Origin of the sequence: Cytobacillus firmus (genome assembly GCF_023657595.1) — a bacterium.
GTDB classification, from domain to species: domain Bacteria; phylum Bacillota; class Bacilli; order Bacillales; family Cytobacillaceae; genus Cytobacillus; species Cytobacillus firmus_B.
Map to the genome: position 1 here is coordinate 4,039,796 of NZ_CP098323.1, position 26,910 is coordinate 4,066,705.

The window sequence follows — 26,910 nt, forward strand, 5'->3', positions numbered from 1 at the left end:
GTTTAATGAAACATACATTTATTATGCATCAGGAAAGCTGAACCTTGCCAAGATAAGCGTTGAGGCGCTTAAAACCAGCCCTAAGAGTAAAATGGCGAGGAGGAAAAGGGCTAAGACAGTCCTATTTCTCGCAGTAAAGTAAAAATCCTTTTCACCGTATTTTTTTGTAAAGGGGTGAGACATAATGGCTTTATCCCAAGTAAGGGAGAGCCAGGAATACATTAGGAAAAGAAAGACACCTGATACAATCACCTTTATCCATAGAGGCGGTATAAGAAGAATGCCGGCAGCGCTCACGGAAATAATTTGAAAATAACTGAAAATAAACGAGGGGTTTCGAATAAAAATCTTTAAAAATAATTCCGCCAGTCCCGTTATAGGTGTTCTCTTATTAAAGATCATTCTGGAGTTTCTGAATAATAGCGGTTTTGTCCGCATTGAAACAACTGGCTTTTCCAGATCAGGAGCCATCATAAATATCCATTTTATATACTTTGTTTTTTCTTCTTGTTCCAGCATAACCTCAAATTCTAAGGCTGAGATTTTTTTCAGCAGCCGGGAAGCTTTTATTAGTGCGCCCGAAAGCAGCAATGCTGATGCAATTATAACCGGAAATTCTGCACCGATAGACCAGAGTGAATATACAAGCTGGCTGAACCAGCTTAAGAGTACAAACAGCGCAAAGGTGATCACATATCTTTTTAATTTCCCTTCAATCCTTTTCAAAAAATAAGAAACTATCATAATAGACCATTTCAGTGAGATGAAAAAGAGCAGGAAGACAGCGATTTGGTTCCATTCCAAAAGATATCTATTCTTTAAAAATGGAAGAAAAACAGCAATCATTGCTGCTGTACCCATTGCTTGAAAAAATAGTGAGTAAACAAATCCCCATTTTCTCATTCCCATAAAGAGGGTCTTATTTTTTACCAGAAATACCTTATCTGCCTCTAATACAAATGGACGGAAATTTCCCATCCATGAAAAAATATAGAACAGAAAGAATAGGAGAAACAATGGCAGGCCAGCCATCCACTCCGGAGTTTCCAGCCACCAGGAGCGATAGATCATTCCAAAGATGACAGTTCCCGGAACAATGAGATAAACCATGATGGTCCAATCTGCAATGGAACGGAAAATACCAAACTGATAACTCCAGCTGTTTATTAGCCTTCTGAGAAAGAGAGAGTTACTTTTCATTGCGGTTCCCCTCTGCGATCTGATGAAAACATTCATAAAGTGACCCAGCAGGAAGACCGCATTGCCGCCTGATATCAGATAATGTGCCTGAAGCCTTCAGCTGCCCCTCATGCACAATTAAGAAGCGGCTGCATACTTTCTCTGCCGTATCCAGAACATGCGTGGACATGAGAATGCCTGAGCCTCTTTGCCTTTCCCGATCAATTGATTCCAGAAACAGTTTCATTGCATTGGGATCCAGCCCAATAAACGGTTCATCAATGATATAGACATCCGGATCGGCAATCATCGCAAGAATCAGCATAGCCTTTTGCTGCATTCCTTTTGAATAAGTCCCGGGAAACTTGTGAGCATGTTCAGACAGGTTATACTCTTTTAAGAGCTCCTCTGCTTTCTTCTTATAATGTAATTCCGGCAACCCTTCCACTGCCGCTGTAAAATCCAGGTGTTCCCACAGTGTCAGCTCATCATAAAAAATGGGCCGTTCCGGGATATAGGAATATTTCACTCCCTCCTTAAATTCCACTGCTCCCTTTTTATGCTCCATTAATCCCAGAATCGTTTTTATCGTTGTGCTTTTTCCAGCGCCGTTTGGTCCTATAAGGCCGATTAATTCCCCATCCTGTAAATCAAATTGAATATTATGTATAATCGGTTTTTCATTTTCATAGCCTGCTGATGCAATTTCAACGTTTAATAGCTTCATTTTCTCTCCTCCTGACTATACATACGAATATCGCTGGAAAAAGTTTGCACTAATTTAATATTTTTAAAGCCATAAAAAAACTGCCCTTCAAAGAGGCAGTTTTTTTATGGCTGGAGGATTTCCATTAATTCTATATTTTCAAAGTCCTTTGCGTAATCATAGGCTGTATAGCCCTCGGCATCTTTCACAGCGGGATCAGCACCATACTCCAGAAGAAGCGCAGCCATTTCAATATCCTCATTGAACACCGCACTCATTAAAGGAGAGGTTTGATAGTTATCGATCACATTAGGGTTAGCCCCACTTTCGAGCAGAAGAGCAGCGCTGTCATACTGGCCATAAGAAACAGCCCAATGTAATGCAGTAGTGCCGTCTGCATCCGTTTCCTCAATATCCGCACCATCAGTCAATAATGTGTGAACCATGTCAGTATCATTTTCGCTCGCTGCGTTCATTAGTGCGGTGGCACCTTCAATCCCCATAACCGTTTCAGTCCATAAATCCATTTTTTCAAGTGTTTTAAAACCAAACCAGAGTCCTCCGGATAAAATCGTCAAAGACAGGACTGACACTGCTGCTCCAATCCAAACTCTGCCCTTCGGTTCTTTTAATTCAACTGTAGATTCATTGGCAAAAAACTTCGATAGGGCATATATTCTTTTTGGCAAGTGCGGGTGCGTGGATAGTTTTTCATTCAGCCAGACAAAAAATCCAGTTTCTGTTTGAAGCTGCTCCATATATGCCTGTTTATTGACCTTAGGATAAAGGTCTTTTCCAATGGCAAGCATGGTTAAAGCATCCCTTGATGCTTCAAAAGACTTTATATAAAAGGCAGCATAACGATCACATGTATACTCGCATGCTCTCAGGTACGCATTCCCCAGGAATGGAACCCACATAGCAGGAAGGAGCAGGAGACTTATGATAACATGTTTTCTTTTTAAATGAGCGAACTCATGGGCCAGGACGAACAGCACTTCCTTTTCAGCTCCCCGCTCAACCAGCTCAAAAATACCAGAATATAAGACAACCATATTTCTTCTGAAAAATCTGGTGGCAAAGGCATTTAGAACCCCTTCAGACTCAATTACGTAAATATCCGGCAGATCCTGTAAACCCATTTCCTTCGCAGTCATTACTGCTTTTTCATAAATCTCCGGAAACTGTTTCTCACTTATTCTTACCCCGTTTCTTCTGATGCCGCCCATCATAATCCCATGGAACAAGAGAGATACAAGGATCAAAGTTAAAATAATAATAATCCCAATAATAGAAAATGCGAGAAAAATATAAGACACAATACTAAATAAGGCAACAAATGCAAAATAAATACTTTCCTTCGGGTATACCAGGCGATCTCTCAGAGTGTGAGCTTCCATAACTTTTCTTCCTTTCAATCTTATAAAGTGAAACTTCAATCAGTGGGGGGGCTTTATCCCCCACTGATTGTTAGTTGAACCAATCGGGCCTTTACGGGCAGTTTGACCCCCACTTATCCTCCATTGATTCCGCTGAGTCTGAAGTGGGGGTCTTACTGCCCGTTAGACTGCGATAAAGTGAAACTTCAATCAGCGGGGGGTTCCTTATCCCCACTGATTGTTAGTTGGGGCCCACAGGACAAGGAAGGCTTCGTCAGCATGAGCATCGCACGACCAAATGCGACAGCTTTTGGGAGGAAGTGGGTCACAAAGACGTTGCCACAGGACAAGGAAAGCAACGGCAGCGATACATCGCACGACCGAAAGCGTTAGCTTTTGGGAGGATGTGGCGTTCTTAGTCTTTGTCCTTCTTCGGGCCTTTACGGGCAATTTGACTGCGATAAATATACCAATTGATTATAATCAAAAAACAAATTTTAGGATATAGGAAAATTTAGAGCATATTTTAGAATTTTCTGTACATATTACAAGCCCCTTCTGCCATAAGGTATAGTAATAATGCCTTTTCGCATCGAAGTTTAATTACAGAAATTTAGGGAATTAAACATACATTAAAAAGGAGGGGAACGCAAAGACTAAAAAAGAAGCACCATTATAAATATTTTGTAAAATTATAGCCTTGAAGTAGAAATAATCAGATAATAGCGTTACAATATAGTCAGAGGTATGACATCTTGACTAAAAACCAGAGTATAAAGGGGTTGTCTGGGGAAAAGAAAACTACATACGATTGAAGGTTAACCTTCAATGTAGCTGTCGGTTGCAGAAAATTGCCATGGGGTTTGAAAAAAGGATAGGGAGTGGTTTTTTGAAACCTTCGACTAACCGGATGTTAAACCGTGTAAAATCCGTCTACATGTTTATAAGTAAGCGCGGAACTGTAACAACTCAGGAGCTTGTAGAGGAATTTGGCATCACTCCTCGCACCATTCAAAGAGATTTAAATGTCCTCGCCTACAATGACTTGGTTAAGAGTCCGAGCAGAGGCAAATGGACTATTACTCAAAAGAAAGTAAAGATGTCATCTTAATACTCAAAGCAAAAACAGCATAATAAATAAAAAATCGCCCTGCTCTCAGGGCGATTTTTCTGTCTTATCCCACTTCATAATTCATCAGCTTATCAAGCTCTTCTTCCGTCAATTCCCGATATTCTCCCAATTCCAATGTCTCATCCAGCTCGAGCGGGCCCATGGAAAGTCTCTTTAAGTAAATGACTCTTTTTCCTACAGCTTCGAACATCCTTTTCACTTGATGGAACTTGCCTTCTGTTATTGTTAATTCTATATCAGAGGTGATGCCGGACTTAAGAATTTTTAATGTCCCAGGCTTAGTTTCATAGCCATCATCCAATATAACCCCTTTTTGAAATGCGGCTATATCCTCTGCTGTAACTTCACTGTCTATGACTGCAAAATAGGTTTTGGGGACATGTTTTTTGGGTGAAAGCAGGCGATGGGACAACTGGCCATCATTCGTCAGAAGCAAAAGCCCTTCTGTATCCTTATCGAGACGCCCTACCGGAAAAGGAGAAAACACAAGGTCTTCCATTTCGAGCAGGTCCACCACGGTCTCAGATTGTGAGTCCTCGGTTGCGGAAATGACGCCAGGCGGTTTGTTCATCATTAAATAAATGAATTCCTTGTATTCAACTTTTTCGCCGTTGATGACAACGGCATCCTGTTCAGGATCCACATGGTGTTTTGGATCCTTTACTTTCTCATCATTAACGGTTACTGCTCCATCTTTTAATAGCTTTTTAACATCCTTGCGGCTGCCGTAGCCTAGATTGGCGAGCATTTTGTCTATTCTCATAATGACCCTCCTTATTAATCCAAATTCACCCTGGTTTCGTTTAAAGTCGCGATAATAAAATACCTTATTATTCTGCCCGTTGATTTCCGCTGCGGGCACTTGCTTTCCGCGGGGCAGGCGGTGAGCCTCCTCGTCGCTTCGCGCCTGCGGTGTCTCACCTGTCCCGCTGCTCCCGCAGGACATTGAATAAACTTCCTCGACTGAACATCGCAGGAAGAAAATGCGCAAGCATTTTCGAGGATCAAGTACCCACAGCGAAGATAAACTCAGTGCTTTGGTATAAAGGCAACTAAAACAAACCCTAGGAATTCTTTAGAAAAGGCCCCCATCATGGAGACCTTTTATTTTTTATGCTTTCAGTCTTAACTTCTTCAGCATCCTATCAACCCTTGATCCGAACAGGAGATAGATTAGTTTTGTTCTGAAGCTTAGGTAGAAATAAACTCCGGCTCCTGCTGCTGCGCAGATGATGACAATAATTACTGCCCCGACACTGGATGCAGGCGATAAGAAGCTGGTGGTTATTTGATAAACCAAGCCTGCAGCAATGTACATGCATGCAGTAAATAATACAATCAGCATACCGCGTCTTAAAACAAGCTTAAATGGATATTTGGCATATGTTTTTATTACATAAAGGTTAATTAAGATCGCCGCAATATAGCCAAGCGCTGTTGCAAAAACGGCTCCCTGTGTTTCGAACAGTTTTATGAGCGGAATATTCAATGACAGCTTTACAAGCAGGCCTGTCAGCAAACTCAAAATTGTGAAGCGCTGTTCATTGATTCCCTGCAGAATGGCTGCTGTTACCGAAAAATAAGCAAAGAGAATCGCCACCGGTGCATAAGTTCTCAACACTTCAGTACCCAAATCTTTATGCTCATAGAATAGGGTAAAAACGGGCTCTGCAAGCAGGGACAAACCTGCCACGGCAGGAAGAGTCAGAAATAAAAGCACCTGGAACGTCTGGTTCAGCTGGCGGTTTAGGTCTGCCCGATCTTCTTCCATAAATGCTTTCGTCACACTCGGCACAAGCGTCAGCGAGAAGGCTGTGGCAAGTGAGACAGGAATGATGACCAGCTTATGGGTCTCAAAGTTCAGGACAGAAAATGATGCTACAGCATTGCCTGCTTCGCCAATAGCATCCATCGCTCTTGTAAATGTAATCTGATCAATAAACTGAAAGAGCGGATTTGCAAGACCTACAAACACAAAAGGTGCAGCATAAAGAATGATTTCTTTATATATCTCCTTGAGAGAGATGTCCACTGTTCCTTTATCTTCTTCAAGCATTTTATCCAAATGCGGCTTGCGCTTATACCAATACCAGAATAACACCCCGAGGCTTCCGAGTCCGCCAATAAAAGCTGCGAAAGTGGCGACACTGATTGCTGCAGTGAGCGAGCCTTCCATCACATTTAAGACCACATATGCACCTGCAAGCACAAACAGGATGCGGACAATCTGCTCCACCACCTGTGAAACCGCTGTAGGCCCCATTGACTGATGCCCCTGGAAAAATCCTCTTATCAGACTCATGAAGGGAATAATAATCAGGGCAAATGATACCGCTCTGATTACGGTTGTTACATCTTCAACACTTACCTCCACATCTTTCCCTGCCAGGGTCATTTCGGCAACAGCCGGAGCAAGGAAGAACAGGATCAGGAATGAGATGACTCCGCTTGCCGTCATGATCACCAAACCTGACTTGAACAGCTTTCTGCCGACAGCATACTCCTCTATTGCATTATATTTAGAGATAAACTTTGAAACTGCCAGCGGAACCCCTGCAGTTGCGATACTAATAAAGATTGTATAAGGTGTATACGAAAAGGAATAAAGGGCTGTCCCTTCCTTCCCGACTATTTGATAAAAAGGAATAACATAAAACAAACCAAGAACCTTCGAGATAATGGTGCCAAGCGTAAGGATGAAGGTTCCCTTTATAAGCTTAGATGACATATAATCCCTTCCTTAAAAAACTGCAGCATACAAACTATAAAAGTATATGAATGCCAAAGCTAAGTTCGTCATTTTTCTATCTTTTTAGACACACTATTTGTAGTGTACTCTTCTTGCCGGGGAAATTCCACTTGCAATACCGTATAATGAGGGATTATTTTTAGAAATAGGATATTTGATTTATAATGAATCTATTGTTTACTTAGCGAATTTAGATAAGTTGGTGAAACCATGAAATATGATGTAATAGTAATAGGCGGAGGTCCTTCGGGATTGATGGCAGCAATCGGTGCTGCGGAAAAGAAGGCAAAGGTCCTTCTCATTGACAAAGGAAACAAGCTTGGAAGGAAGCTTGCCATTTCCGGTGGAGGCCGGTGCAATGTCACAAACAGGCTCCCAGTAGATGAAATCATTAAGCATATCCCGGGCAATGGGAGATTTTTGTATAGTGCATTTTCCATCTTCAGCAATGAAGATATTATCCGCTTCTTTGAGAATTTGGGAATTGAGCTGAAAGAGGAAGATCATGGGCGGATGTTTCCCGTTACCGACAAAGCGCAATCGGTTGTTGATGCCTTAATTTCAAGGCTGAAGGAACTGAAGGTCGATATCAAAACAGACAGCCCGATTCAGGATGTTCACTATGAAAATGGCAGGGTGAAATCGGTAGAATTAAAAACAGGCGATGTTTATGAAGCACACTCTGTTGTGATAGCCGTCGGTGGAAAGTCAGTTCCTCACACAGGCTCAACCGGTGACGGCTATGCATGGGCTGAAAAAGCAGGCCATACGATTACAGAGCTTTTCCCAACTGAGGTTCCGCTGACATCTTCAGAGAGCTTTATTAAAGAAAAAGCGCTGCAGGGATTGTCGCTTCGGAGTGTGGCACTTAGTGTTTTAAACCCTAAAGGAAAAGCGCTCATAACACATCGGATGGATATGATTTTCACCCATTTCGGCATTAGCGGCCCGGCGGTCTTGCGCTGCAGCCAGTATGCGGTGAAAGCGATGAAGAAGTGGAATTTGAAAGAAGTAACCATGAACCTGGATGCACTCCCGGATACAAAGGAAGAACCTCTTTTTCAGGAAGTGTCCAAAAAGATTAAAGAAGAACCGAAGAAAATCATTAAAAACCTCTTAAAAGGGCTGCTTCCGGAAAGGTATCTTTTGTTTCTTCTTGAGCAGAACGGAATTGATCCATCTGCACAAGGGGCAGCTATTTCCAATGAAAAAATCAGAAGCTTTGTTAAGGGCTGCAAATCTTTTCAGTTTAAAGTAACCGGCACTTTGCCTCTCGATAAAGCTTTTGTTACCGGCGGAGGTGTTTCCGTCAAAGAAATCGAACCGCAGACAATGGCTTCAAAAATGATGGAAGGTCTTTTCTTCTGCGGAGAAATCCTCGACATCCATGGCTACACAGGCGGATACAATATCACTTCTGCACTTGTAACAGGCCGGTTAGCCGGATTAAATGCAGCTGCACATACCATGTAATAAAGATAGAGCCTGATGCACTAGAGTCAGGCTCTATATATTACCATGGCAGAGAAACAATAAATCTGATCGTCTTCATCCTCCTGCACTGCGGCCACATTATATTTTATATCCAGCAGCTTTTTCTCCTCAATCTTCTCCAGAAAATGATTCATATCCTTTTCCAGGTCTTTTTCATGCTCGTGATCGAATAATTTTACCTTAATCACAGGAATTCTCCTCCCAGTATTTTTTATTAGCTTGGTCAATTTTCCGAATTTTTAAAATTGAAAAACTAAAAAAAACGAAGCCTAATTGGCCCCGTTTGTAATTTATTCTGTTTTCCCCTGCCAGTTCAGCATGCCGCCAGCCATATTGCGAACCTTATATCCTTGTTCCTGCAAGTAATGACAAACATTTCCGCTGCGGCCGCCAGAGCGGCAGATAATGATATACTCAGTGTCTTTATCGAATTTATCCAGGTTCTCAGGGATCGTGCCCATGCGGATATGTCTGGCTCCAGGAATCATTCCGGAAGCCACCTCTTCATCTTCTCTAACATCTACAAGCTCAAGCTTCTCTCCAGCCTCCAGCTTTTTCTGCAATTCATCAGTGGTAATCTCTTCAATACGGTCCAATCCTAACACCCTTTCCTGAAAACTTTTTAAATAGCACTTTGCTTTTACTAATGCTGCCACTCCTATAATACCCTATATGGCACGAAAAAAAAAAAATGAGAAGTTTCTTTAACATATATACAAAAAAACCACCCTTGATCAAACAAAGGTGGTTCATCTCAATATAACTTAATTTGCAACGATGTTTACAAGCTTGCCCGGTACTGCAATGACTTTACGGACAGTTTTTCCATCAATTTGCTCTTTTACTTTTTCATCACCCATTGCGATTTGCTCCAACAGGTCTTTTTTTGCATCGGCCGGAACCATTAGCTTCGCTTTGACTTTGCCGTTGATTTGAATCACGATTTCGACCTCGTCATCCACCATTTTGGCTTCATCAAATGCCGGCCAGGCTTCATAAGCAATGGACTCATCATGGCCAAATTTTGACCAAAGCTCTTCTGAAATATGAGGAGCGATTGGTGAAAGCATTTTAACAAAACCTTCTGCAAAAGTTTTTGGCAGCACATCTGCTTTATAAGCTTCGTTAATGAATACCATCATTTGAGAAATAGCTGTGTTAAAACGAAGTCCTTCGTAGTCCTCAGTTACTTTTTTCACCGTTTGGTGGTAAACCTTTTCAAGACTGCTGCCTTCTTCAATGTCTTGAATTCTCGGGCTTAATTCACCAGTCTCTTCCACAAACAATCGCCAGATGCGGTCAAGGAATCTTCTTGAGCCATCCAATCCATTTGTAGACCAGGCGATGGAAGCTTCAAGCGGCCCCATGAACATTTCGTATAAACGAAGAGTATCTGCACCATGGCTCTCTACGATTTCATCCGGGTTAACGACATTGCCTTTTGATTTACTCATTTTCTCATTGTTCTCCCCAAGAATCATACCCTGGTTGAATAGCTTTTGGAACGGTTCCTTCGTATGGACAACTCCCACATCGTAAAGGACCTTGTGCCAGAAGCGGGCATATAGAAGGTGAAGAACCGCATGTTCAGCTCCTCCGATATATATATCAACCGGAAGCCATTCTTTTAATTTTTCGGGATCTGCAAGAGCTTCACTATTTTTCGGATCAATATAGCGAAGGTAGTACCAGCAGCTGCCTGCCCATTGCGGCATTGTGTTCGTTTCCCTCCGGCCTTTTTTGCCAGTTTCCGGATCCACAACATTAACCCAATCATCAATGTTGGCTAATGGTGACTCACCAGTACCGGATGGCTTGATCTCCGTTGTTTTTGGAAGCACTAATGGAAGCTGATCTTCCGGCACGGCAGTCATTGTGCCATCTTCCCAGTGGATAACTGGAATCGGCTCGCCCCAATAGCGCTGGCGGCTGAATAACCAGTCACGAAGACGGTAAGTAACCTTCTTGGTGCCAATACCTTTTTCTTCAAGCCAGGCAATCATTTTCTCAATAGCGTCCTCTTTGTTTAATCCATCAAGGAAACCTGAGTTCACATGCTCGCCATCGCCAGTGTATGCTTCTTTATCAACATCTCCGCCGGCAACGACTTCTTTAATAGGCAGATCAAATTGCTTGGCGAACTCATAGTCGCGCTCGTCATGTGCCGGAACCGCCATGATGGCACCTGTTCCATAGCTGACTAAAACATAATCTGCAATCCAGATTGGCATTTTTTCGCCGTTGGCCGGGTTGATCGCGTACGCACCAGTGAAGACACCCGTTTTTTCTTTAGCAAGATCTGTCCGCTCAAGATCGCTCTTGCTCTTTACTTTGTCAATGTAAGCCTGAACTGCTTCTTGCTGCCCCTCTGTTGTGATCTTATCAACAAGCGCGTGCTCTGGAGCAAGTACAGCATATGTTGCACCATATAATGTGTCAGGACGTGTTGTGAATACGGTGAATGTGCCATCATGTCCTTCAATATTGAATGTCACTTCAGCTCCTTCAGAGCGGCCGATCCAGTTGCGCTGCATATCCTTTAGGCTCTCTGGCCAATCCAATAAATCAAGATCTTCAAGCAGGCGATCCGCATAAGCCGTAATTTTCAGCATCCACTGTCTCATTGGGCGGCGTTCTACCGGATGGCCACCGCGCTCGCTTTTTCCGTCGATAACCTCTTCATTTGCAAGTACTGTTCCAAGTGCAGGACACCAGTTAACAGCTACTTCATCGATATAAGCAAGCCCTTTTTCATAAAGCTTTAAGAAGATCCATTGAGTCCATTTATAGTATTCAGGGTCTGTTGTGTTTACTTCACGATCCCAGTCATAGGAGAAGCCTAACGCTTTGATCTGGCGGCGGAAGGTGTTGATATTCTGTTCTGTGAATTCTGCCGGGTCATTCCCTGTATCAAGTGCATATTGCTCTGCAGGTAAACCAAATGCATCCCAGCCCATCGGATGAAGGACATTATAGCCCTGCATGCGCTTCATGCGGGAAAGGATATCTGTTGCCGTATATCCTTCCGGGTGGCCAACGTGAAGACCAGCGCCTGAAGGATATGGGAACATATCAAGCGCATAAAACTTGCGCTTGCCTTTATCTTCAGTTGTTTTGAATGTTTTATTTTCTTCCCAGTGGCCCTGCCACTTTTTTTCAATCTCCTTATGATTGAAACTCATTTTTGTTTCCTCCTATTAATGAAAATAAAATAAAAAAACCTCTCATCCCAAAAAGGGACGAGAGGATTATGTATAAATCTCCCGCGGTACCACCCACATTAGTGAACATGTCACTCGCTTCATTCATCCTTAACGCGGAAAACGGCAAGCATTACTGGTATTTCACACTTGCTGCTCAAAGGCGAGTTCATGATGTGCCCGGCTGACTTGCACCTGCCGTCAACTCTCTTAAAACGGGCGCTGCACCACTACTGCTCCTTATCTAAGCATTTTAGTATAAGAATATGACTATTGTAATAAATTTCCCGCCAGGATGCAAGTAGGCTTATCCTGACAGGAATTTAATACTTAGAATATGCAAAGCTTTTAAAATTGTGCACCATGTTTCACTTTCTTTAGGGCAAAATGTTTACGAAACCATCCAATCATTATTTCAAATCGATCAGATGCGGATGAAAGAGCCATAATAGAATCGCAATGATAGGAAGCGAAACTGCCATAGCTATTCCCGGCTTTTTATAATGCATTCGCAGCATGATGAACATGATGAGATTAAATAGCACAGACCACCAGAAATTCCACCCATTATCATAAATAAACAATCCCTTTTTAGAAAACAAATACTCCAGCACTGAGAAATAAACGATCCACACGCCAGTATAAAAAATCTTTTTCTTTAGATTTTTTTCCGGAAAATAGCGAAGGTAAATCATGACGACGACTGGAATAATCAGCAAAGTGAAGGTGATTTCAATAAACGTATGATTCAGCCAATCCAGCGTAACTGCTCTATAGGCCCATAGGGTATGATTATAAAATAAAAAATTATATAGAAAGTTGGCAATGATATAAAATTGGACAGTAGGATAGTATTCTTTCCATCTTTTCCAATCAACAAATTTCCAGGCAAAAAAAATATAGACAAGTACAACCAATAATAAATACACAATATCTCCACCAATTATCTGCCATCAATTCAGTATCAACAATATACCCATAGTTTCAGAGGTTTTATTCGCATTACTGGACAAGAGAAAAAGAGGGCATTCTCTGCCCTCTCTAAAAAACTGCTATGCGCATTCTTATTGAACTGTATAGCCCCCATCAATAACTGCCGCCTGGCCCGTAATTCCTTTAGCTGCATCGCCAGCCAAAAAAATCGCATAATCTGCAATCTCTTCCACCTTCAGAAGCCTTTTTTGCGGCACTAATGGATAAATGACTTCCTCCAGTGCTTTTTCGATGGGGACATTTCTTGTTTTAGCAAGATCATTCAGCTGATTTCTTACGAGTGGTGTGTCTACATAGCCCGGACAGATGGCATTAACCGTAATGCCATGTTCAGCAGCCTCCAACGCCGCGACTTTAGTTAAGCCTATAACACCATGCTTTGCACTGTTATATGCAGCCTTGCCTGCAAACCCCACAAGCCCATTGATGGAAGCCATGTTAAGTATCCGGCCAGATTTTTGTTTTTTCATGATTGGCATCGCGTGCTTTATAGCCACGAATGGAGCAGTCAGCATTACTTTGATCATGAATTCAAACTTCTCAGTTGGAAATTCGTCTATAAATGAAACATGCTGCAGCCCTGCATTATTTATCAGCACATCCAAAGCACCGAATCGGCTGACAGTTTCATTAATGGCCGCCTGTATATCTGACTCTGATGTGACATCACATTTTAGCCCAAGCGCTTCAAAACCTTCATTCTGCAGGTTTTCTGCAGCTTTTTTCACGGCAGCTTCCTGAATATCAGTCAGAACAATTCTCGAGCCCTGTTCGGCAAACCTCTTGCCAATTTCATAGCCAATTCCCTGCGCTGCACCAGTGATAAAAACGACTTTATTTTGTACCATGAATAAGCTCCTTTCAAAACAAAGCCGGGGCCCTGTTTGATGAGCCCCTGCCGAAATTAGATTCCTAATCCGAATGAGAATAATACAATCGCTATGGCTAAACCAATCAGCGGGACAATTACCGTAACAGCAGCCACTGCTCCATATGCTGCCTGGTGGGTTTCACCGCAGATTGCCCGTACAGTGGTAACAACATAGCCATTATGCGGCAAAGAGTCGAGAGCTCCGGAAGAAATGGCAACCGTCCTGTGCAGGGCTTCTGCATTAACGCCCATGTCCATATAATGCGGTGCAAGAATTGGCAGTGCGATTGCCTGGCCTCCTGAAGCTGACCCAGTCATCCCGGCGATCACACTTACGGCTATGGCACCGCCAATCAGCGGACTGCCAGGAATGCTCGTCATCCAATCAACTGCTGTGGCAAATGCAGGCACTGCTTTTGCTACGCCGCCAAACCCAACGACAGCAGCCGTATTGCCTATAGCAATCAATGCACCTAATGTTCCATCAGACACAGCATTCCAGAAATTAGTGAAATACTTTCGGTTCAATAGATATGTGGCAATGACTCCACCCAGCAAGGCAAGAATAAGTGCAGATTGTGCAAGTGAATCATGAAAAACGAAGGAAATAATTAAAACCACAACTAATGGTACAACACCCATAATTGGATGCGGTAAATCCTTATTTTCTGTTACAGGATCCTGCTTGCGGGATTCAAACGTTTCTCCTTTGTTTACAGCCTTGGTAATCATGCGCTTCAGCCACCAGTAGCCGAAGATCATCATGAACACAGCCACAATTAAGCTGACTTCCCAGCCCGCATATGGAGTTGTTCCTAGGAATTCAATCGGAATCCAGTTTTGAATTTCAGGTGAACCTGCAGAAGTCATCGTAAATGTTACAGATCCAAATGCCAGTGCTGCAGGGATAAATCTTCTCGGCAGATTTGCCTGCTTAAATAAACTCAACGCCATTGGATATACAGAGAAGGCGACAACGAATAAACTGACTCCGCCATAAGTTAAAATGGCACAGGACGCGACTATGGCAAGAACGGCATATTTCATTCCAAGCTTATCCACGACCATTTTGGATACACTGTCAGCCGCACCGCTATCCTCCATTACCTTTCCAAAAATAGCACCTAATAGGAACATCAGATACCATGATGTGACAAATCCCGAAAAGCCGGACATATAGTTCCCGACCAAGTTGGCCTCTCCTTCTCCTGCCAGCTGCGGAAATAAAGGCATACCGCTAAAAAGAGCTACAAACAGCGCAGATAATGGACCGACCACCAGCAGATTCATTCCCCGCATCGTCAGGTATATCAGCAGGGCAAGCCCGCCTATTAACCCAATCATACTTAGCATTTCATTTCCCCCTTTGTTTTAAATATAAGAAAATTAACAAGTCACCCCTCCTTTTGCAAACGTTTTCAAAAAAAGATAAAAAAATAACTTCTTGTGAAATGTTATTGCAAGAAGTGTGCCAACAAAAAAATACTTCTTGGTAAAGGGAATGGTGAACATTTAATGAATTATTTTTCCGGAAATCTGGAACGGGCAGGGAGCAAGTCCTCCAATTTAATAGAATAGTTTTCTGACAATTCCGTCTAACTAAGGGTTATCAGTATTAAAGATTCCTAGAATCAAAAAAGTCCAGAATTCTGGAATATATTCCGGATTTCTGGACTTTTTAAACCTATACAATTCCATATTTCTTTAACTTTTCGTACATGGACGATTTACTGATGCCAAGAGCATTTGCTGCTGCTATTCGGTCATTATTATATTTGCTCAAGCTTTGTGACAGAATCCGCTTCTCTGTTTCCTCAAGAATATCCTTCAAATTCTTTTTTCCAACCGGATATACAGCAGTTTCTTTCATATAATCCGGCAATGATTCTGTGGTGATAGTTTCATTGCTTGTCAGGTGAATGGATGCCTCGATTACATTTTCAAGCTCCCTGATATTTCCGGGCCAGCTGTATTGATGAAACTTTTCTATGACTTCCTCTTCAATTGCACTTATTCTCTTTCCTGATTTTTTCGTTATTTTCTTGATAAAGCTGTCGATTAGAAGGGGTAAGTCCTCCATCCTGTCGCGCAAAGAAGGAACCATGAACGGCACTACATTAATTCGATAAAATAAATCCTCCCTAAAACGCTTTTCCTCCATCATTTTTTCGAGCGGTCTGTTAGTTGCAGCAATAATCCGGACATCCACTTTAACCGGAGAAGTTGACCCAACACTTTCAATCTCGCCTTCCTGCAGGGCACGCAATAACTTCACTTGCATATTAAGCGGCATATCCCCGATTTCATCCAAAAACAAGGTCCCTCCATCTGCGAGCTGAAATTTTCCTTTTTTACCGCCCTTTTTCGCCCCTGTAAAAGCTCCCTCTTCATAGCCAAACAGTTCAGACTCCAGCAGATGTTCAGGAATGGCCCCACAGTTAATTTTTACAAATGGCTGATGGCTCCTGTTGCTGAGCTGATGAATGCTGTGGGCAAACAGTTCTTTGCCGGTCCCGCTTTCCCCGCGGATTAAAACGGAAATATCACTGGCTGCCACCATTTTCACCTTTTCTTTCAGGCTGTGAATCTGGCTTGAGCTTCCTAATATATCATCGAGGCTGTATTTTACACTTGGATCAATTCCCTGGATATAGCTCTGGATTTTTGTGAGCATGCTCTTTACATGGCTGTTCATCTGCATCCATTCCTTTGTATCCCTAAAGAAAACCGTCCCGAATGCGCCAATTACCTCGCCATCAGAAAAAATGGGAATGCGGTTTGCTATCATATAGTTGCCTCTTATAAATTGCAGGTCCGCAATTTCTTCCTTTCCTGATTCTGCCACTATATGCATTCGTGAATTTTCAATAACCCCCGATACATGCTTCCCCAGAACCTGTTCCCTCTCCACCTCAAGGAAATCGCAATAATTTTTATTGATGTAAATGATCGTTCCTTCTTTATTTACAACGACAAGCCATCCAAAGGCGTTTTCTACAATGGTTTCAACCATTTGAACAGGCAAATCAAATAATGCACTTTTCATTTTTGATCCCCTCATTTTGGACATTCTACTATTATAAACACCATTTTATCATATTTTTCTGACAACAAATTCATTTCAATAGGTATTCCATTTGCGTTTACTGTCCATACCATTAGTAATCCGTGCAGACATGGGAGGTGTTTCAGCTGAAAGGCATATATTTGATCAATCCCCACTGGCAATACTTAAACAAGCCCAAAGAAGAATGTATTCAGCTGCAAAAACAGGCACTGGAATCCTATATTGAGAACCATAATATTTATACAGTGAAGCTAAATCAATGGCAGCTGAACGACTACTACACCATTCCACATGCCCTATTGTATGATTTGAAGAAAAAGAAAGCAGAGCTGGATATCCTGCTTCTTTATTCTGAAGAGGTCCTTGAAGACTTTATCCATACTTATCCGGCGAGATGGCTGATTCTGAAAAGCTTCTTCAATGAGGTTGTATTTTGCGCTAACCAAAAAGAGAACTCTCTTGAAGGCGCAGGTTAAATGAATTACAAGACACAAAAAACCTGCAGCTCCAAACTGCAGGTTTCATTCTTTGGTTTATACTTATGAAACATGCGCCAATTCTTTAGACTCCTTTAATTTCCGGTCATATACAAGAATCGTCAGAATGGCAAAGACAAATAGAACCATTAATACAGCAAACAGCATGGAGATTCCATAAAGATCAACCAGAATACCCCCCAGTAAAGGGCCGATCATCCTTCCGCCTGTAGCTGTGCTGTTTACGATTCCCTGGTAAAACCCTTCCCTCCCTTTAGGAGCAAGCTGGTTGGCAATGGTCGGAACAGCTGGCCATATCAGCATTTCGCCTACTGTCAGAATAACCATGCTGATGACAAATGCGGAGAACTGTTCTGCGATCGCCGCAACAGCAAACGAGCCAATAAATATAACCATTCCGGCGACCATCTGAATCTTTAATGTTTTAAACCATTTTACCATTGCACTGATAACCGGCTGCCCCAAGACAATCAGGGCTCCATTAATAGTCCACAGCAAACTGTATTGCTTTAACGAAATGTTCAGCTCCTGTGTATAAGCGGCAATAGTCGATTGCCATTGAACATATCCTACCCAGCACAATAAATAGCCCGCACATAATATGAGCAGCGCATAAAGCTTGGTATGATTTTTAACCATGCCATTTTCCTGAAGGATGGAGGTCTGCTGACCGGAAACTGTGTTTATTCCCCTGTAGCCAAAAACAGCGATCAATAAAAAAATGATATACATAACAGTATTGGCCAGAAAAATTAACTGAAAAGAGTACGAGGCCACAAGACCGCCAAGAGCAGCACCAATGGCAACACCTGCGTTCTGGGCTACATAGATGGCATTGAAGGCTTTGCGTCCTCCTTCTTTCCAGACTGATCCGGCCATCGCAAACATAGAAGGAAAAACAATCCCGGAGCCAAATCCGACAAAGGTAAGGAATACCACATATGCAGGCCAGCCATGCCAAAAGGTCAAACCGAGGAGCGCCATTACTGTGATGACAATTCCAAGAAGAATCGAACGATAGCCGCCAACTTTATCATAGAGGCTCCCCCCTATTAAATTTCCGGCGACACTGGCAGCTGCGTTCACCATTAGTACCAGGCCGGCTACCGATAAGGATTTGCCTAAGTGGTCATGAATGTAGATTGTATTAAGAGGCCACAAAAAAGAAGATCCGGTTACATTCACTGCCATCCCAATAATTAAAAGCCATAAGGTCCGCGGCATAAGATAACGCCCCTTTTTTCGTATTTTTTATGTTTAGCCGGTGCATTATCTCCCGGACACTATTTCGAAATCCAAAATAATTTTAGTTGGTTTTTCCTGTCCTTGCAATAGGTTTTTAATCGATTTTAATAGACAGAATACTTCTTCTTTTTCACTTAAAGATTCAGAAAAGTAAAGCCCCGATCCTCGGTGGATCGGGGCTTTGCCATAATTATTTATGACGATTGTTCCGGTTCTGGATGAAATTTCGATTTAACAGGCTGTCCGCCTGATTTTTCATAGTGCTTTTTCGACTGCTTTACCGCGTCGAAGTCCCGGCCAAATTCAACATCCTGGTTATTGGCGCCATTGCGGGTCTTTTGTTCCGGATTGTTTTGTTTTGATCGCTTTTTTACCATCTGTGAACCACTCCTTAATGAGGAAGAATTATCATCTGATTTTGGAGCTGCTGCAGCTGGAGCCTCATACGATGAAGCTGTTCCCGCTGCTGGGAGTTGGCGCTATGGGCCATCTGGGTTATATCATTATAAGCAGCTTCCAAAGACTGAAGCGCATTGGAGTATTCGAAATCATTGTAATGCTCCTGTGTTCTTCCCGATTCAAACTGCTCCTGCGCAAAACGGATTGCATCCTCACACTGCTGAAGAAGTGTATCCATTGATTCACGGGTTGCCATGGTATGTTCCCCTCCTTGAAGAATGGGTATAGAAGCTTGCATGCTTCATGAATTAGTTTGTTCATTTTTCCGTAATCCTTACCACTGTATTTCCTGCCAATTCCCCTTTTATAAGGTTTTGCGTCATGATAAGATTAATTTTATGAAAGCACTCATAATGATTTTCACAATATAGATTACTCTTTGATTAAGGAGGGATAATTGTGGATAAAGTAAATCCTTTTCCATATGCATCCGATAATAAACGGTACCATACATGGAATTATCATTTGCGCAGTGAATTTGGCCATAAGGTTTTTAAAGTGGCACTTGATGGCGGATTTGATTGCCCAAACCGTGATGGCACGGTCGCACACGGAGGGTGTACGTTCTGCAGCGCCGCCGGTTCTGGAGACTTTGCCGGGAACCGCACTGATGATTTGGACACACAGTTTAATGCAATCAAAACAAAAATGCATCATAAATGGAAAGACGGAAAATATATGGCCTATTTTCAGGCTTTTACCAATACACATGCCCCTGTTGAAGTGCTTCGTGATATGTATGAGCGGGTGCTTGAGCAGGAAGGGGTTGTCGGGCTGTCTATTGCAACCCGCCCTGACTGCCTGCCTGATGATGTAGTTGACTATCTGGCAGAGCTTAACAAGCGGACTTACCTCTGGGTAGAGCTCGGGCTGCAGACTGTACATGAAAGAACTGCCCTTTTAATTAACCGCGCACATGATTATCAGTGCTATGTGGAGGGAGTAAGCAAGCTCCGCAAACATGGAATCCGCATCTGTTCCCACATTATTAATGGGCTTCCGCTTGAAACACCGGAAATGATGATGGAAACCGCCCGGGAGGTTGCGAAGCTGGATGTACAGGGAATTAAAATCCATCTCCTTCATTTATTAAAGGGAACCCCGATGGTTAAACAATTTGAAAAGGGCATGCTTGAGTTTCTGTCTCTTGATGAATATATAAATTTAGTATGTGACCAGCTGGAAATTTTACCGCCGGAAATGATTGTACACCGCATTACCGGTGATGGGCCAATCGACTTGATGATCGGGCCAATGTGGAGTGTTAATAAGTGGGAAGTCCTTAATGGCATTGATGCAGAATTAAAGCGAAGAAACAGCTGGCAAGGTAAATTTTACAATCCAAGTCAAGTGGAGGCATTGTCATGAAGCTTGAAAGAATCTTACCATATGCAAGACAGCTGCTTGAGAAAGCAATATCACCTGGAGATATCGTTATTGATGCCACTCTGGGCAACGGCCATGATACCGTATTTCTGGCTGATTTGGTGGGACCTAACGGCAGAGTTTATGGATTCGATATTCAGGAAGAGGCTGTCATGAGTACAAAAACACGCCTGGCTGATCACGAACTGTCAGACAGGGCTACCCTCTTCCAAACAGGTCATGAACACATTCTTGAGAATGTACCGCCTGTCCACCATGGAAAAATAACAGCAGCCATATTTAATTTAGGCTACTTGCCCGGGGGCGACAAAGATATTGTCACCCGTCCGCAGACAACCATTTCTGCCATCGATCAGCTTTTAGAACTGATGGCTCCGGAAGGGATCATTCTTTTGGTGATTTATCACGGCCATATAGAAGGTGCTGTAGAGCGCGATTATCTGCTCCGATATGTCAAGCAGCTGGATCAAAGCATCGTCCATGTTTTGCAGTATCAGTTTATTAATCAAAAAAATAACCCGCCGTTTATCGTTGCAATTGAAAAACGTTAATATGATGTAAAAGCCTGCAAAAAAAATTGCAGGCTTTTACTTATTTCACAAAGACTTTTGCAAAACCAGAAGGCATCATCTTCTGCACTGTCCGGTAAGCTCTTCCGTTCACATAAAAGAAATAGCTCACCATTCCGCCTGTCCTGATCATGCTTTTGGCTAATCTTCTGACATTCCGCTGCTTCCGGACCTTATCATCAGAGAGATAGACCCCCAGCAGGCCGCGATTAATCAGTTTATGAAAATGTTTATGAGGCAGCTTTTCCGTATGCTTGTCTGCCTCTGCAACAAAGTGCTTCAATCTCGAAAACAATCTCTCTTCGCTTTCATAGTAAAAGCAGAAATTCAAGTCTCCCCCGGCCTTGTCCTCTTCCTGATCAATCAGATAATCAAGCAGAATGTGGAGGCCCTGGATGTAAGGAAAATATCCATTTCTTATATTAACCGCATGCTCCGCTTTAAAATCATCTCTCAGTGCGTATGATACAAGGCAGAAAATCCCGAGTGTCGAACCCGAGCAGGCAGAAAACTCATACCATTCCATCTCGGGTATATCTGAACGATATTGGTCGAACCAGTTTTGCAGCCGGGGTACTCGTTCTTCGACTGCGACATGCTTATGTATTTGCAGATCACAATAGTAACGGCATAATTCAAGCAGATGTCTTTTTATATGGGGATATTGATCGAGACTCGACAGCACTTCCCTGCAGGATGCCGCTAAATCTGCAAGATAATTTCCATCATCCTGCTCACTTCTCAGCCGATAATAATTTTTCCCTTCTGCGTCAATAGCCAGGGCATCCTCCATTGACTCATGAAGTGCGGCAAAATCTCCGGGATCAAGCGAGGTGCTCCGGTCGCAAAGATTGTCCAAATAATCACTGATTGTCTGATAAGCGACAATGAACTTAATCGCTTGTTCATATTTTTCCTTTGCCATCAATGACATAATAGCTCCCCCTTCACAGTGAAACGTTTTATGTTCAATGCTGGCAAGAGCCTGCTTTCTTAACTCCGGATCAGGAATTGCTTCTGCCCGGCCCTTCCAATATGCAAGCTCCTTATGGACAGCAGGCAGAACCTTCCGATAGACATGTGACATCAGGCTAATTGGCATGGAAGGGACACTCATGACAGCAGATACCTCCTTTTGATCAGGTCTGGTGAATATCTTAAGGAAATCATTAAACCACATAACCCAGCGCCTTTAATTGGCTGTTCACGAAATCCTTCGCATATTCAAATACCTCTTCACGTTCAGGTTCATTAAAGACTTCGTGGTAGCACTTTGGCCACTCTTTGAACCTTTTTTCTGAGAAAGGCGCAAGGTTAAACCATTCTCTGACAGTTGTTTTATTCACGATTTTATCATCGCCGCCCTGAACTACGAGAAGGGGTACATCCTGGATATTATCAAGATTCTCAAAGGCCAGCTTTATGGCATAAACAAGTTCCCTGTACCATCTGACCGAAACTTTTGTCACATACAGTGAATCATTTATATCAGCATCAAGGACATCCTGATTCCGCGTCGCCATGTCCACTGACAATCCTGCATCCATTTTCAGGCCGGGCATCACTGAATTGAGTCCAAGCGATAAAAAGTTCAGTAATTTCGAAGGCTGCTGAACTAAACCTAAACATGGGGATGACAAAATCACTCCAGCGAGATTCATTCTTTCTTCCTGCAGCAAGCGAATGGCAATCAGTCCGCCCATGCTGTGTCCCAAAAGAAAAACCGGCAATTCAAATTCATAGGCAGCCTGTACCCAATCTTTAACTTCAATGATATATTCATCGAAGGAATCAATATGGCCCCTTCTGGATCTTGTAGTCATTCCCTGGCCGGGAAGATCTCCCATAATGACATGGAAACCGGCCAAGCGCCACATTTCAATCAGCCAGCCATAACGGCGGTGATGCTCCATTGCCCCATGAACCATGACAATAACGCCTTTTGCCTCTCCTTCAGTTTCCCACTTCCACATAGTCAATCCTCCCTGCCTTTTTACGTACGATCTTATGTAAATATATTATAGCCTAGATGCAAAAATTGTTCATGAATCAGCCCCTTAAAAAACTCTTTTACCAAAATAACGTTTATGATGCCTCATATGATAAAATCAAAATAATCCAACTAATACAGGAGTGTTTACAGATGATCTATCCATATAAAGATAAAGAACCTAAAATTGCAGAATCCGCATTTATTGCAGATTTCACTACCATTACCGGAGATGTTGAAATTGGGGAGGATTCCAGTATCTGGTTCAACTCCGTCATACGCGGGGATGTAGCACCAACTATCATCGGCAGGAAGGTTAATATCCAGGACAATTCCGTCCTGCATCAGAGCCCGAATAACCCGCTTATACTGGAAGACGAAGTAACAGTAGGCCATCAGGTAATCCTTCATAGCTGCATTATCCGCAAGAAAGCTCTAATTGGAATGGGCTCGATTGTCTTAGATCAGGCAGAAATCGGGGAGGGAGCATTTATTGGGGCAGGCAGCCTTGTTCCGCAGGGAAAGAAAATTCCGCCCAATACGCTTGCATTCGGCAGGCCTGCAAAAGTGATCCGTGAGCTGACACCGGAAGATATTAAAGATATGGAACGGATCAGCAGGGAATACGCTGAAAAAGGCCAATACTATAAGTCTTTGCAGAAAAAGCGGAAATAACTCTCCAGCCTTAATAGAATGAGAAATAGGCCGATATTAAATATAAGGCAATAGCTATTGGCGGGTGAAGGAATTGAAGATTTATATCGGGGCAATTGTCCTATTCTTATTATTAATTGTGATATTTAGAAAAACCATAATAAAAACGGCACCCATGTTTTTAATTGTCTTCATCCTTGTTTCTGCAGCATTTGTTTATGACAATCTTGCAGGAAGCAAGCCTCCATCTGCCGTGAACAAAATAAAATCCTGGCTTTCTGAACCAGCTGAGAAAGCCACTGCTTTTCTTGGAAACAGCACGGCTGTAATTAAGATCAAGGAAAAAATAATTATTGATGCACCCGCAATCAATCAGTTTCCTGAGCTCCCCAGGGGATGCGAAGTCACGAGCTTATCCATGCTCCTGCAGCATGCAGGGATCAAGGCTGATAAAATGACACTTGCTAAAGAAATAAAGAAAAACCCTGAGCCTTATCGTATAGAAAACGGAAAAATCTATTTCGGACACCCGAATGAAGGCTTCATAGGCGATATGTACTCCTTTGATAATCCTGGTCTGGGTGTTTATCATAAACCCGTAAAAGAGCTTGCGGAAAAGTACATGCCCGGCTCCATTGAAGACCTTACCGGATCCGATTTTGAAGACTTAAAGATTCATTTGTCAGATGGCAGACCTGTATGGATAATTATCAACACAGCCTATAAACAGCTGTCTGATGACTTTTTTCAGACCTGGCATACTCCGAGCGGAAAAATTCAGATCACCTATAAAGAGCATTCAGTCCTGATAACGGGCTATGACCAGAAATACATGTACTTCAACGACCCGCTCACAGGCGAAAAAAATAAAAAAGCACCCATACCCGATTTTGAAAAAGCATGGGTGCAGATGGGAAAGCAGGCTATTACCTATGTCCCATAAGAAAAGCGGAAGCGCCTTGCCCACGAAGGAACGCAGACTAAGACCGCCACGTCCTGTGGCAACGTCTGCATGACCCGCATCCCGCGGGCCTCAAGCACAAGACGAACCTTCCGGAAAGGCGTCCTTTGCCTTTTTGGGAGGGGTGCCCGAAATGTGGAGGCGACTGCCCAGGGACGACAGGCATAAGACGGTTCCTGTAAGAAGGCGTTTTTCCTTCTGAAAGGAAACGACTTATGACCCCGAGTCACTAGGAGCCGCAACTAGACAAGCTTGTGACCTCGAGGGGGTAGGCGCTGGAGCTAGACAATTATCTAAATTAAGAAATTTATACATTCTTATACCTAAAAGCGTCCACCAGGGTATTCCTGATGGACGCTTTTGATTAGCCTTTAAGAGGCTGCAAATCTTTATCTAACAAGTATTCTTTTTCAAAGGAGTATTTTTTCTCCACATATACCTGATGCCAAACCATGAACATCAGAACTGTCCAGATTTTGCGGCTGTTGTCCGCTTTATCCTGACAATGGTCTTCAAGCAGCTGCAATACATAGTCTTTATTAATCAGATGCTCTGTATTGCTTTCACGGATGATATTCTTCGCCCACTCATTCATTTCGTCCTTCAGCCAGTGGCGGATTGGCACAGGGAACCCAAGCTTTTTGCGGTTCAGCACATGATCCGGAACGACTCCTTCGGCAGCTTTGCGAAGAATATACTTCGTAGTGCCATTTGCCGTTTTCAGGCTGGTCGGTATTTTAGAAGCCACTTCAAAAACTTCTTTATCAAGAAACGGAACACGAAGCTCGAGAGAATGAGCCATCGTCATTTTGTCCGCCTTTAATAAAATATCTCCTCGCATCCATGTATGAATGTCGATATACTGCATGCGATCAACCGGATCATAGCCGCGGCTTTCTTCATATAATGGTTTCGTGATATCTGTATAATTTAAATTGTCTTTATATACATGAAGCAGACTGCGCTTCTCTTGTTCTGTAAACATTTTTGCGTTTCCGATGTAGCGCTCTTCCATTGGCGTAACACCGCGTTCAATAAAGCTTTTTCCCTTCATACCCTCAGGCATCATGCTTGCAATCATACGGAGAAGCTTTTTGCCGATGGCAGGAATTTTATTGAAGACTTCAAGGGATTGTGGTTCACGGTAAATATTATAGCCGCCAAACAGCTCATCGGCTCCTTCACCCGAAAGAACGACGGTTACGTGCTTACGGGCTTCTCTTGCCACAAAATAAAGCGGCACACATGCCGGGTCGGCAAGCGGATCGTCCATGTGCCACATGATTCTTGGAATTTCATTCATGTATTCCTCAGGAGTAATGATATAGCTGATGTTTTCGACACCCAGCTTTTCTGCTGTTTCTTTCGCTACATCCACCTCGCTGAAGCCATTGCGTTCAAAACCGACAGAAAATGTTTTAATAGCAGGATGGAATTCCTTCGCAATCGATGCAATGATGGAAGAATCGATTCCGCCTGAAAGGAAAGAACCTACAGGAACATCGGCACGCATATGCATTTTGACCGAGTCGAATAACACGTCTCTAATTTCTTTTGTAAAATCAGCTTCTGATTTCTGCACTGGATGGAAAGCAGCTTTCCAATAGCGCTTAATATCCATCGGAGCACCGATTTTTTTAGTAAAATAATGGCCTGGCTCCAGCTTGTGGATTCCCTCTGACATTGTGTTTGGCTCGGGCACAAACTGATAGGTCAGAAAATGCTGCAGGGAGTCATAGTTTAATACATCATTCTGAAGTGCCAATAGAATGCTCTTCTTCTCTGATCCAAAGAACGTGCGGTCTCCCTTATCGTAATAAAAGAAAGGTTTAATCCCAAATGGATCTCTGGCTCCATATAAAGACTGCTCCTGTTTATCCCATATGACAAACGCAAACATACCGCGCAATTTTTCAACAGCTTTTTCTTTCATATGGCTGTAAAGGGCAATGATGACTTCTGTATCTGAGCTTGTTTCAAAGCTTAGGCCAGCTTTGAGAAGTTCTTCACGAAGTTCCACATAGTTGTAGATTTCACCATTAAAGATAATCCAATAACGCTCATTCTCGTAAGTCAGCGGCTGGTGTCCGCTTTCAATATCGATAATGCTAAGCCGGCGGAAGCCAAATTGAATATGATCATCAAAATAGTATCCTGAGTCATCCGGACCCCGGTGTGTAATGATATCATTCATATTTTGAAATTGTTCTTTATCTGCGTCACGGTAATTTTGTGCTTTTTCATGTACACAACCAATAAAACCACACATTATGTACGTCACCTACTCCATTCTATTCTCAATATTTAGATATAGCCTTAACGGCTCCTTTGTCTCAGAAAACATACCCTATAATACTACCACTAATCATTTATAATTAG

General features: G+C 42.7%; 25 protein-coding genes and 1 other annotated feature. Of the genes, 7 read left to right on the forward strand and 18 right to left on the reverse strand.

Annotated features, from left to right (window positions below; translation table 11 throughout):
• Positions 1–21: 21 nt before the first annotated feature.
• The 3 genes from NAF01_RS20370 to NAF01_RS20380 form a co-directional block, all read right to left on the reverse strand.
• Positions 22–1,200 (reverse strand): ABC transporter permease, encoded by a 1,179-nt coding sequence (locus NAF01_RS20370; RefSeq protein WP_197248417.1) that lies wholly within the window; start codon positions 1,198–1,200, stop codon positions 22–24.
• A complete protein-coding gene (locus NAF01_RS20375; RefSeq protein ID WP_197248420.1) occupies positions 1,190–1,906 on the reverse strand; it encodes an ABC transporter ATP-binding protein in 717 nt (238 codons plus the stop codon). Before NAF01_RS20375 ends, NAF01_RS20370 begins: the two co-directional genes overlap by 11 nt.
• 104 nt (positions 1,907–2,010) lie before the next feature.
• A complete protein-coding gene (locus NAF01_RS20380; RefSeq protein ID WP_197248422.1) occupies positions 2,011–3,285 on the reverse strand; it encodes a M48 family metallopeptidase in 1,275 nt (424 codons plus the stop codon).
• 868 nt (positions 3,286–4,153) lie between these two features.
• Here NAF01_RS20380 and NAF01_RS20385 point away from each other — a divergent pair.
• Positions 4,154–4,375 (forward strand): DeoR family transcriptional regulator, encoded by a 222-nt coding sequence (locus NAF01_RS20385; RefSeq protein WP_026041817.1) that lies wholly within the window; start codon positions 4,154–4,156, stop codon positions 4,373–4,375.
• Between the two features lie 64 nt (positions 4,376–4,439).
• Here NAF01_RS20385 and NAF01_RS20390 read toward each other — a convergent pair whose 3' ends face one another.
• Both NAF01_RS20390 and NAF01_RS20395 read right to left on the reverse strand, forming a co-directional pair.
• The gene (locus tag NAF01_RS20390; RefSeq protein ID WP_076261890.1) at positions 4,440–5,159 is read right to left on the reverse strand and encodes a pseudouridine synthase; all 720 of its coding nucleotides are present in this window, start codon (positions 5,157–5,159) and stop codon (positions 4,440–4,442) included.
• A 348-nt stretch (positions 5,160–5,507) separates the two neighbouring features.
• On the reverse strand, positions 5,508–7,124 hold the full coding sequence (locus tag NAF01_RS20395) for a putative polysaccharide biosynthesis protein (protein WP_250801040.1): 1,617 nt from the start codon (positions 7,122–7,124) through the stop codon (positions 5,508–5,510).
• A gap of 231 nt (positions 7,125–7,355) precedes the next feature.
• Here NAF01_RS20395 and NAF01_RS20400 point away from each other — a divergent pair, with 231 nt between their 5' ends.
• Entirely contained in the window at positions 7,356–8,618 is a 1,263-nt protein-coding gene (locus tag NAF01_RS20400) for a BaiN/RdsA family NAD(P)/FAD-dependent oxidoreductase (RefSeq protein ID WP_197207969.1), read from the forward strand.
• A 26-nt stretch (positions 8,619–8,644) separates the two neighbouring features.
• Here NAF01_RS20400 and NAF01_RS20405 read toward each other — a convergent pair whose 3' ends face one another.
• The 7 genes from NAF01_RS20405 to NAF01_RS20435 form a co-directional block, all read right to left on the reverse strand.
• Positions 8,645–8,827 carry a sporulation protein Cse60 gene (locus tag NAF01_RS20405; protein WP_197248428.1) on the reverse strand — a complete coding sequence of 61 codons (183 nt, stop codon included), beginning with the start codon at positions 8,825–8,827 and terminating at the stop codon, positions 8,645–8,647.
• A 102-nt stretch (positions 8,828–8,929) separates the two neighbouring features.
• Positions 8,930–9,235, reverse strand: coding sequence for a rhodanese-like domain-containing protein (locus NAF01_RS20410; RefSeq protein WP_250802510.1), 306 nt, complete (start codon positions 9,233–9,235; stop codon positions 8,930–8,932).
• Positions 9,236–9,403: 168 nt separating this feature from the next.
• Positions 9,404–11,821: a leucine--tRNA ligase gene (gene leuS / locus NAF01_RS20415; protein WP_250801041.1), complete on the reverse strand. Its 2,418-nt coding sequence runs from the start codon at positions 11,819–11,821 to the stop codon at positions 9,404–9,406.
• 50 nt (positions 11,822–11,871) lie between these two features.
• Positions 11,872–12,095 (reverse strand) — a binding site (T-box leader).
• Positions 12,096–12,249: 154 nt separating this feature from the next.
• The gene (locus NAF01_RS20420) at positions 12,250–12,768 is read right to left on the reverse strand and encodes a CBO0543 family protein (RefSeq protein WP_250801042.1); all 519 of its coding nucleotides are present in this window, start codon (positions 12,766–12,768) and stop codon (positions 12,250–12,252) included.
• Between the two features lie 135 nt (positions 12,769–12,903).
• A complete protein-coding gene (locus NAF01_RS20425) occupies positions 12,904–13,680 on the reverse strand; it encodes a 3-hydroxybutyrate dehydrogenase (protein WP_250801043.1) in 777 nt (258 codons plus the stop codon).
• A gap of 56 nt (positions 13,681–13,736) precedes the next feature.
• Positions 13,737–15,056, reverse strand: a complete 1,320-nt coding sequence (locus tag NAF01_RS20430; RefSeq protein WP_048007816.1) for a GntP family permease — start codon at positions 15,054–15,056, stop codon at positions 13,737–13,739.
• 331 nt (positions 15,057–15,387) lie between these two features.
• Positions 15,388–16,749, reverse strand: a complete 1,362-nt coding sequence (locus NAF01_RS20435; protein WP_048007817.1) for a sigma-54 interaction domain-containing protein — start codon at positions 16,747–16,749, stop codon at positions 15,388–15,390.
• A gap of 137 nt (positions 16,750–16,886) precedes the next feature.
• On the opposite strand from NAF01_RS20435, the gene NAF01_RS20440 reads away from it, so the two are divergent.
• Complete coding sequence (locus NAF01_RS20440) at positions 16,887–17,246, forward strand: hypothetical protein (protein ID WP_250801044.1); 360 nt, start codon at positions 16,887–16,889, stop codon at positions 17,244–17,246.
• Between the two features lie 63 nt (positions 17,247–17,309).
• Here the strand turns inward: NAF01_RS20440 and NAF01_RS20445 are convergent, their stop codons facing one another.
• From NAF01_RS20445 to NAF01_RS20455, 3 genes are all read right to left on the reverse strand, one after another.
• Positions 17,310–18,491, reverse strand: a complete 1,182-nt coding sequence (locus NAF01_RS20445; protein ID WP_250801045.1) for an MDR family MFS transporter — start codon at positions 18,489–18,491, stop codon at positions 17,310–17,312.
• A gap of 215 nt (positions 18,492–18,706) precedes the next feature.
• The gene (locus NAF01_RS20450; protein WP_197213008.1) at positions 18,707–18,889 is read right to left on the reverse strand and encodes a glycogen biosynthesis protein GlgD; all 183 of its coding nucleotides are present in this window, start codon (positions 18,887–18,889) and stop codon (positions 18,707–18,709) included.
• 14 nt (positions 18,890–18,903) lie between these two features.
• Entirely contained in the window at positions 18,904–19,167 is a 264-nt protein-coding gene (locus NAF01_RS20455; RefSeq protein ID WP_048007820.1) for a YtzC family protein, read from the reverse strand.
• Positions 19,168–19,370: 203 nt separating this feature from the next.
• Between NAF01_RS20455 and NAF01_RS20460 the strand changes: the two genes are divergently transcribed.
• Complete coding sequence (locus tag NAF01_RS20460; RefSeq protein ID WP_197213006.1) at positions 19,371–20,339, forward strand: tRNA modification radical SAM protein MnmL/YtqA; 969 nt, start codon at positions 19,371–19,373, stop codon at positions 20,337–20,339.
• Positions 20,336–20,908, forward strand: a complete 573-nt coding sequence (locus tag NAF01_RS20465; RefSeq protein ID WP_250801046.1) for a tRNA 5-(aminomethyl)-2-thiouridylate-methyltransferase MnmM — start codon at positions 20,336–20,338, stop codon at positions 20,906–20,908. Before NAF01_RS20460 ends, NAF01_RS20465 begins: the two co-directional genes overlap by 4 nt.
• A 40-nt stretch (positions 20,909–20,948) precedes the next feature.
• On the opposite strand, the gene NAF01_RS20470 is transcribed toward NAF01_RS20465, so the two are convergent.
• The gene (locus NAF01_RS20470; RefSeq protein WP_250801047.1) at positions 20,949–22,043 is read right to left on the reverse strand and encodes a tetraprenyl-beta-curcumene synthase family protein; all 1,095 of its coding nucleotides are present in this window, start codon (positions 22,041–22,043) and stop codon (positions 20,949–20,951) included.
• Positions 22,044–22,095: 52 nt separating this feature from the next.
• Complete coding sequence (locus NAF01_RS20475; RefSeq protein ID WP_163144797.1) at positions 22,096–22,899, reverse strand: alpha/beta hydrolase; 804 nt, start codon at positions 22,897–22,899, stop codon at positions 22,096–22,098.
• A 170-nt stretch (positions 22,900–23,069) separates the two neighbouring features.
• Here NAF01_RS20475 and NAF01_RS20480 point away from each other — a divergent pair, with 170 nt between their 5' ends.
• Positions 23,070–23,591: a gamma carbonic anhydrase gene (locus tag NAF01_RS20480; RefSeq protein ID WP_048007824.1), complete on the forward strand. Its 522-nt coding sequence runs from the start codon at positions 23,070–23,072 to the stop codon at positions 23,589–23,591.
• A gap of 73 nt (positions 23,592–23,664) precedes the next feature.
• Positions 23,665–24,513: a C39 family peptidase gene (locus NAF01_RS20485; RefSeq protein WP_227888098.1), complete on the forward strand. Its 849-nt coding sequence runs from the start codon at positions 23,665–23,667 to the stop codon at positions 24,511–24,513.
• A gap of 382 nt (positions 24,514–24,895) precedes the next feature.
• Here the strand turns inward: NAF01_RS20485 and asnB are convergent, their stop codons facing one another.
• A complete protein-coding gene (gene asnB / locus NAF01_RS20490; RefSeq protein WP_250801048.1) occupies positions 24,896–26,800 on the reverse strand; it encodes an asparagine synthase (glutamine-hydrolyzing) in 1,905 nt (634 codons plus the stop codon).
• Between the last annotated feature and the right edge of the window lie 110 nt (positions 26,801–26,910).

What these genes read in the sequence shown, in the direction of transcription:
- leuS (WP_250801041.1), bottom strand. Translation starts at nt 11,821, where the DNA reads ATGAGTTTCAATCATAAGGAGATTGAAAAAAAGTGGCAGGGCCACTGG.
- NAF01_RS20480 (WP_048007824.1), top strand. Translation starts at nt 23,070, where the DNA reads ATGATCTATCCATATAAAGATAAAGAACCTAAAATTGCAGAATCCGCA.
- NAF01_RS20475 (WP_163144797.1), bottom strand. Translation starts at nt 22,899, where the DNA reads ATGTGGAAGTGGGAAACTGAAGGAGAGGCAAAAGGCGTTATTGTCATG.
- NAF01_RS20465 (WP_250801046.1), top strand. Translation starts at nt 20,336, where the DNA reads ATGAAGCTTGAAAGAATCTTACCATATGCAAGACAGCTGCTTGAGAAA.
- NAF01_RS20375 (WP_197248420.1), bottom strand. Translation starts at nt 1,906, where the DNA reads ATGAAGCTATTAAACGTTGAAATTGCATCAGCAGGCTATGAAAATGAA.
- NAF01_RS20450 (WP_197213008.1), bottom strand. Translation starts at nt 18,889, where the DNA reads ATGGTAAAAAAGCGATCAAAACAAAACAATCCGGAACAAAAGACCCGC.
- NAF01_RS20370 (WP_197248417.1), bottom strand. Translation starts at nt 1,200, where the DNA reads ATGAAAAGTAACTCTCTCTTTCTCAGAAGGCTAATAAACAGCTGGAGT.
- NAF01_RS20380 (WP_197248422.1), bottom strand. Translation starts at nt 3,285, where the DNA reads ATGGAAGCTCACACTCTGAGAGATCGCCTGGTATACCCGAAGGAAAGT.
- asnB (WP_250801048.1), bottom strand. Translation starts at nt 26,800, where the DNA reads ATGTGTGGTTTTATTGGTTGTGTACATGAAAAAGCACAAAATTACCGT.
- NAF01_RS20430 (WP_048007816.1), bottom strand. Translation starts at nt 15,056, where the DNA reads ATGCTAAGTATGATTGGGTTAATAGGCGGGCTTGCCCTGCTGATATAC.
- NAF01_RS20435 (WP_048007817.1), bottom strand. Translation starts at nt 16,749, where the DNA reads ATGAAAAGTGCATTATTTGATTTGCCTGTTCAAATGGTTGAAACCATT.
- NAF01_RS20455 (WP_048007820.1), bottom strand. Translation starts at nt 19,167, where the DNA reads ATGGCAACCCGTGAATCAATGGATACACTTCTTCAGCAGTGTGAGGAT.
- NAF01_RS20390 (WP_076261890.1), bottom strand. Translation starts at nt 5,159, where the DNA reads ATGAGAATAGACAAAATGCTCGCCAATCTAGGCTACGGCAGCCGCAAG.
- NAF01_RS20395 (WP_250801040.1), bottom strand. Translation starts at nt 7,124, where the DNA reads ATGTCATCTAAGCTTATAAAGGGAACCTTCATCCTTACGCTTGGCACC.
- NAF01_RS20400 (WP_197207969.1), top strand. Translation starts at nt 7,356, where the DNA reads ATGAAATATGATGTAATAGTAATAGGCGGAGGTCCTTCGGGATTGATG.
- NAF01_RS20425 (WP_250801043.1), bottom strand. Translation starts at nt 13,680, where the DNA reads ATGGTACAAAATAAAGTCGTTTTTATCACTGGTGCAGCGCAGGGAATT.
- NAF01_RS20470 (WP_250801047.1), bottom strand. Translation starts at nt 22,043, where the DNA reads ATGAGTGTCCCTTCCATGCCAATTAGCCTGATGTCACATGTCTATCGG.
- NAF01_RS20445 (WP_250801045.1), bottom strand. Translation starts at nt 18,491, where the DNA reads ATGCCGCGGACCTTATGGCTTTTAATTATTGGGATGGCAGTGAATGTA.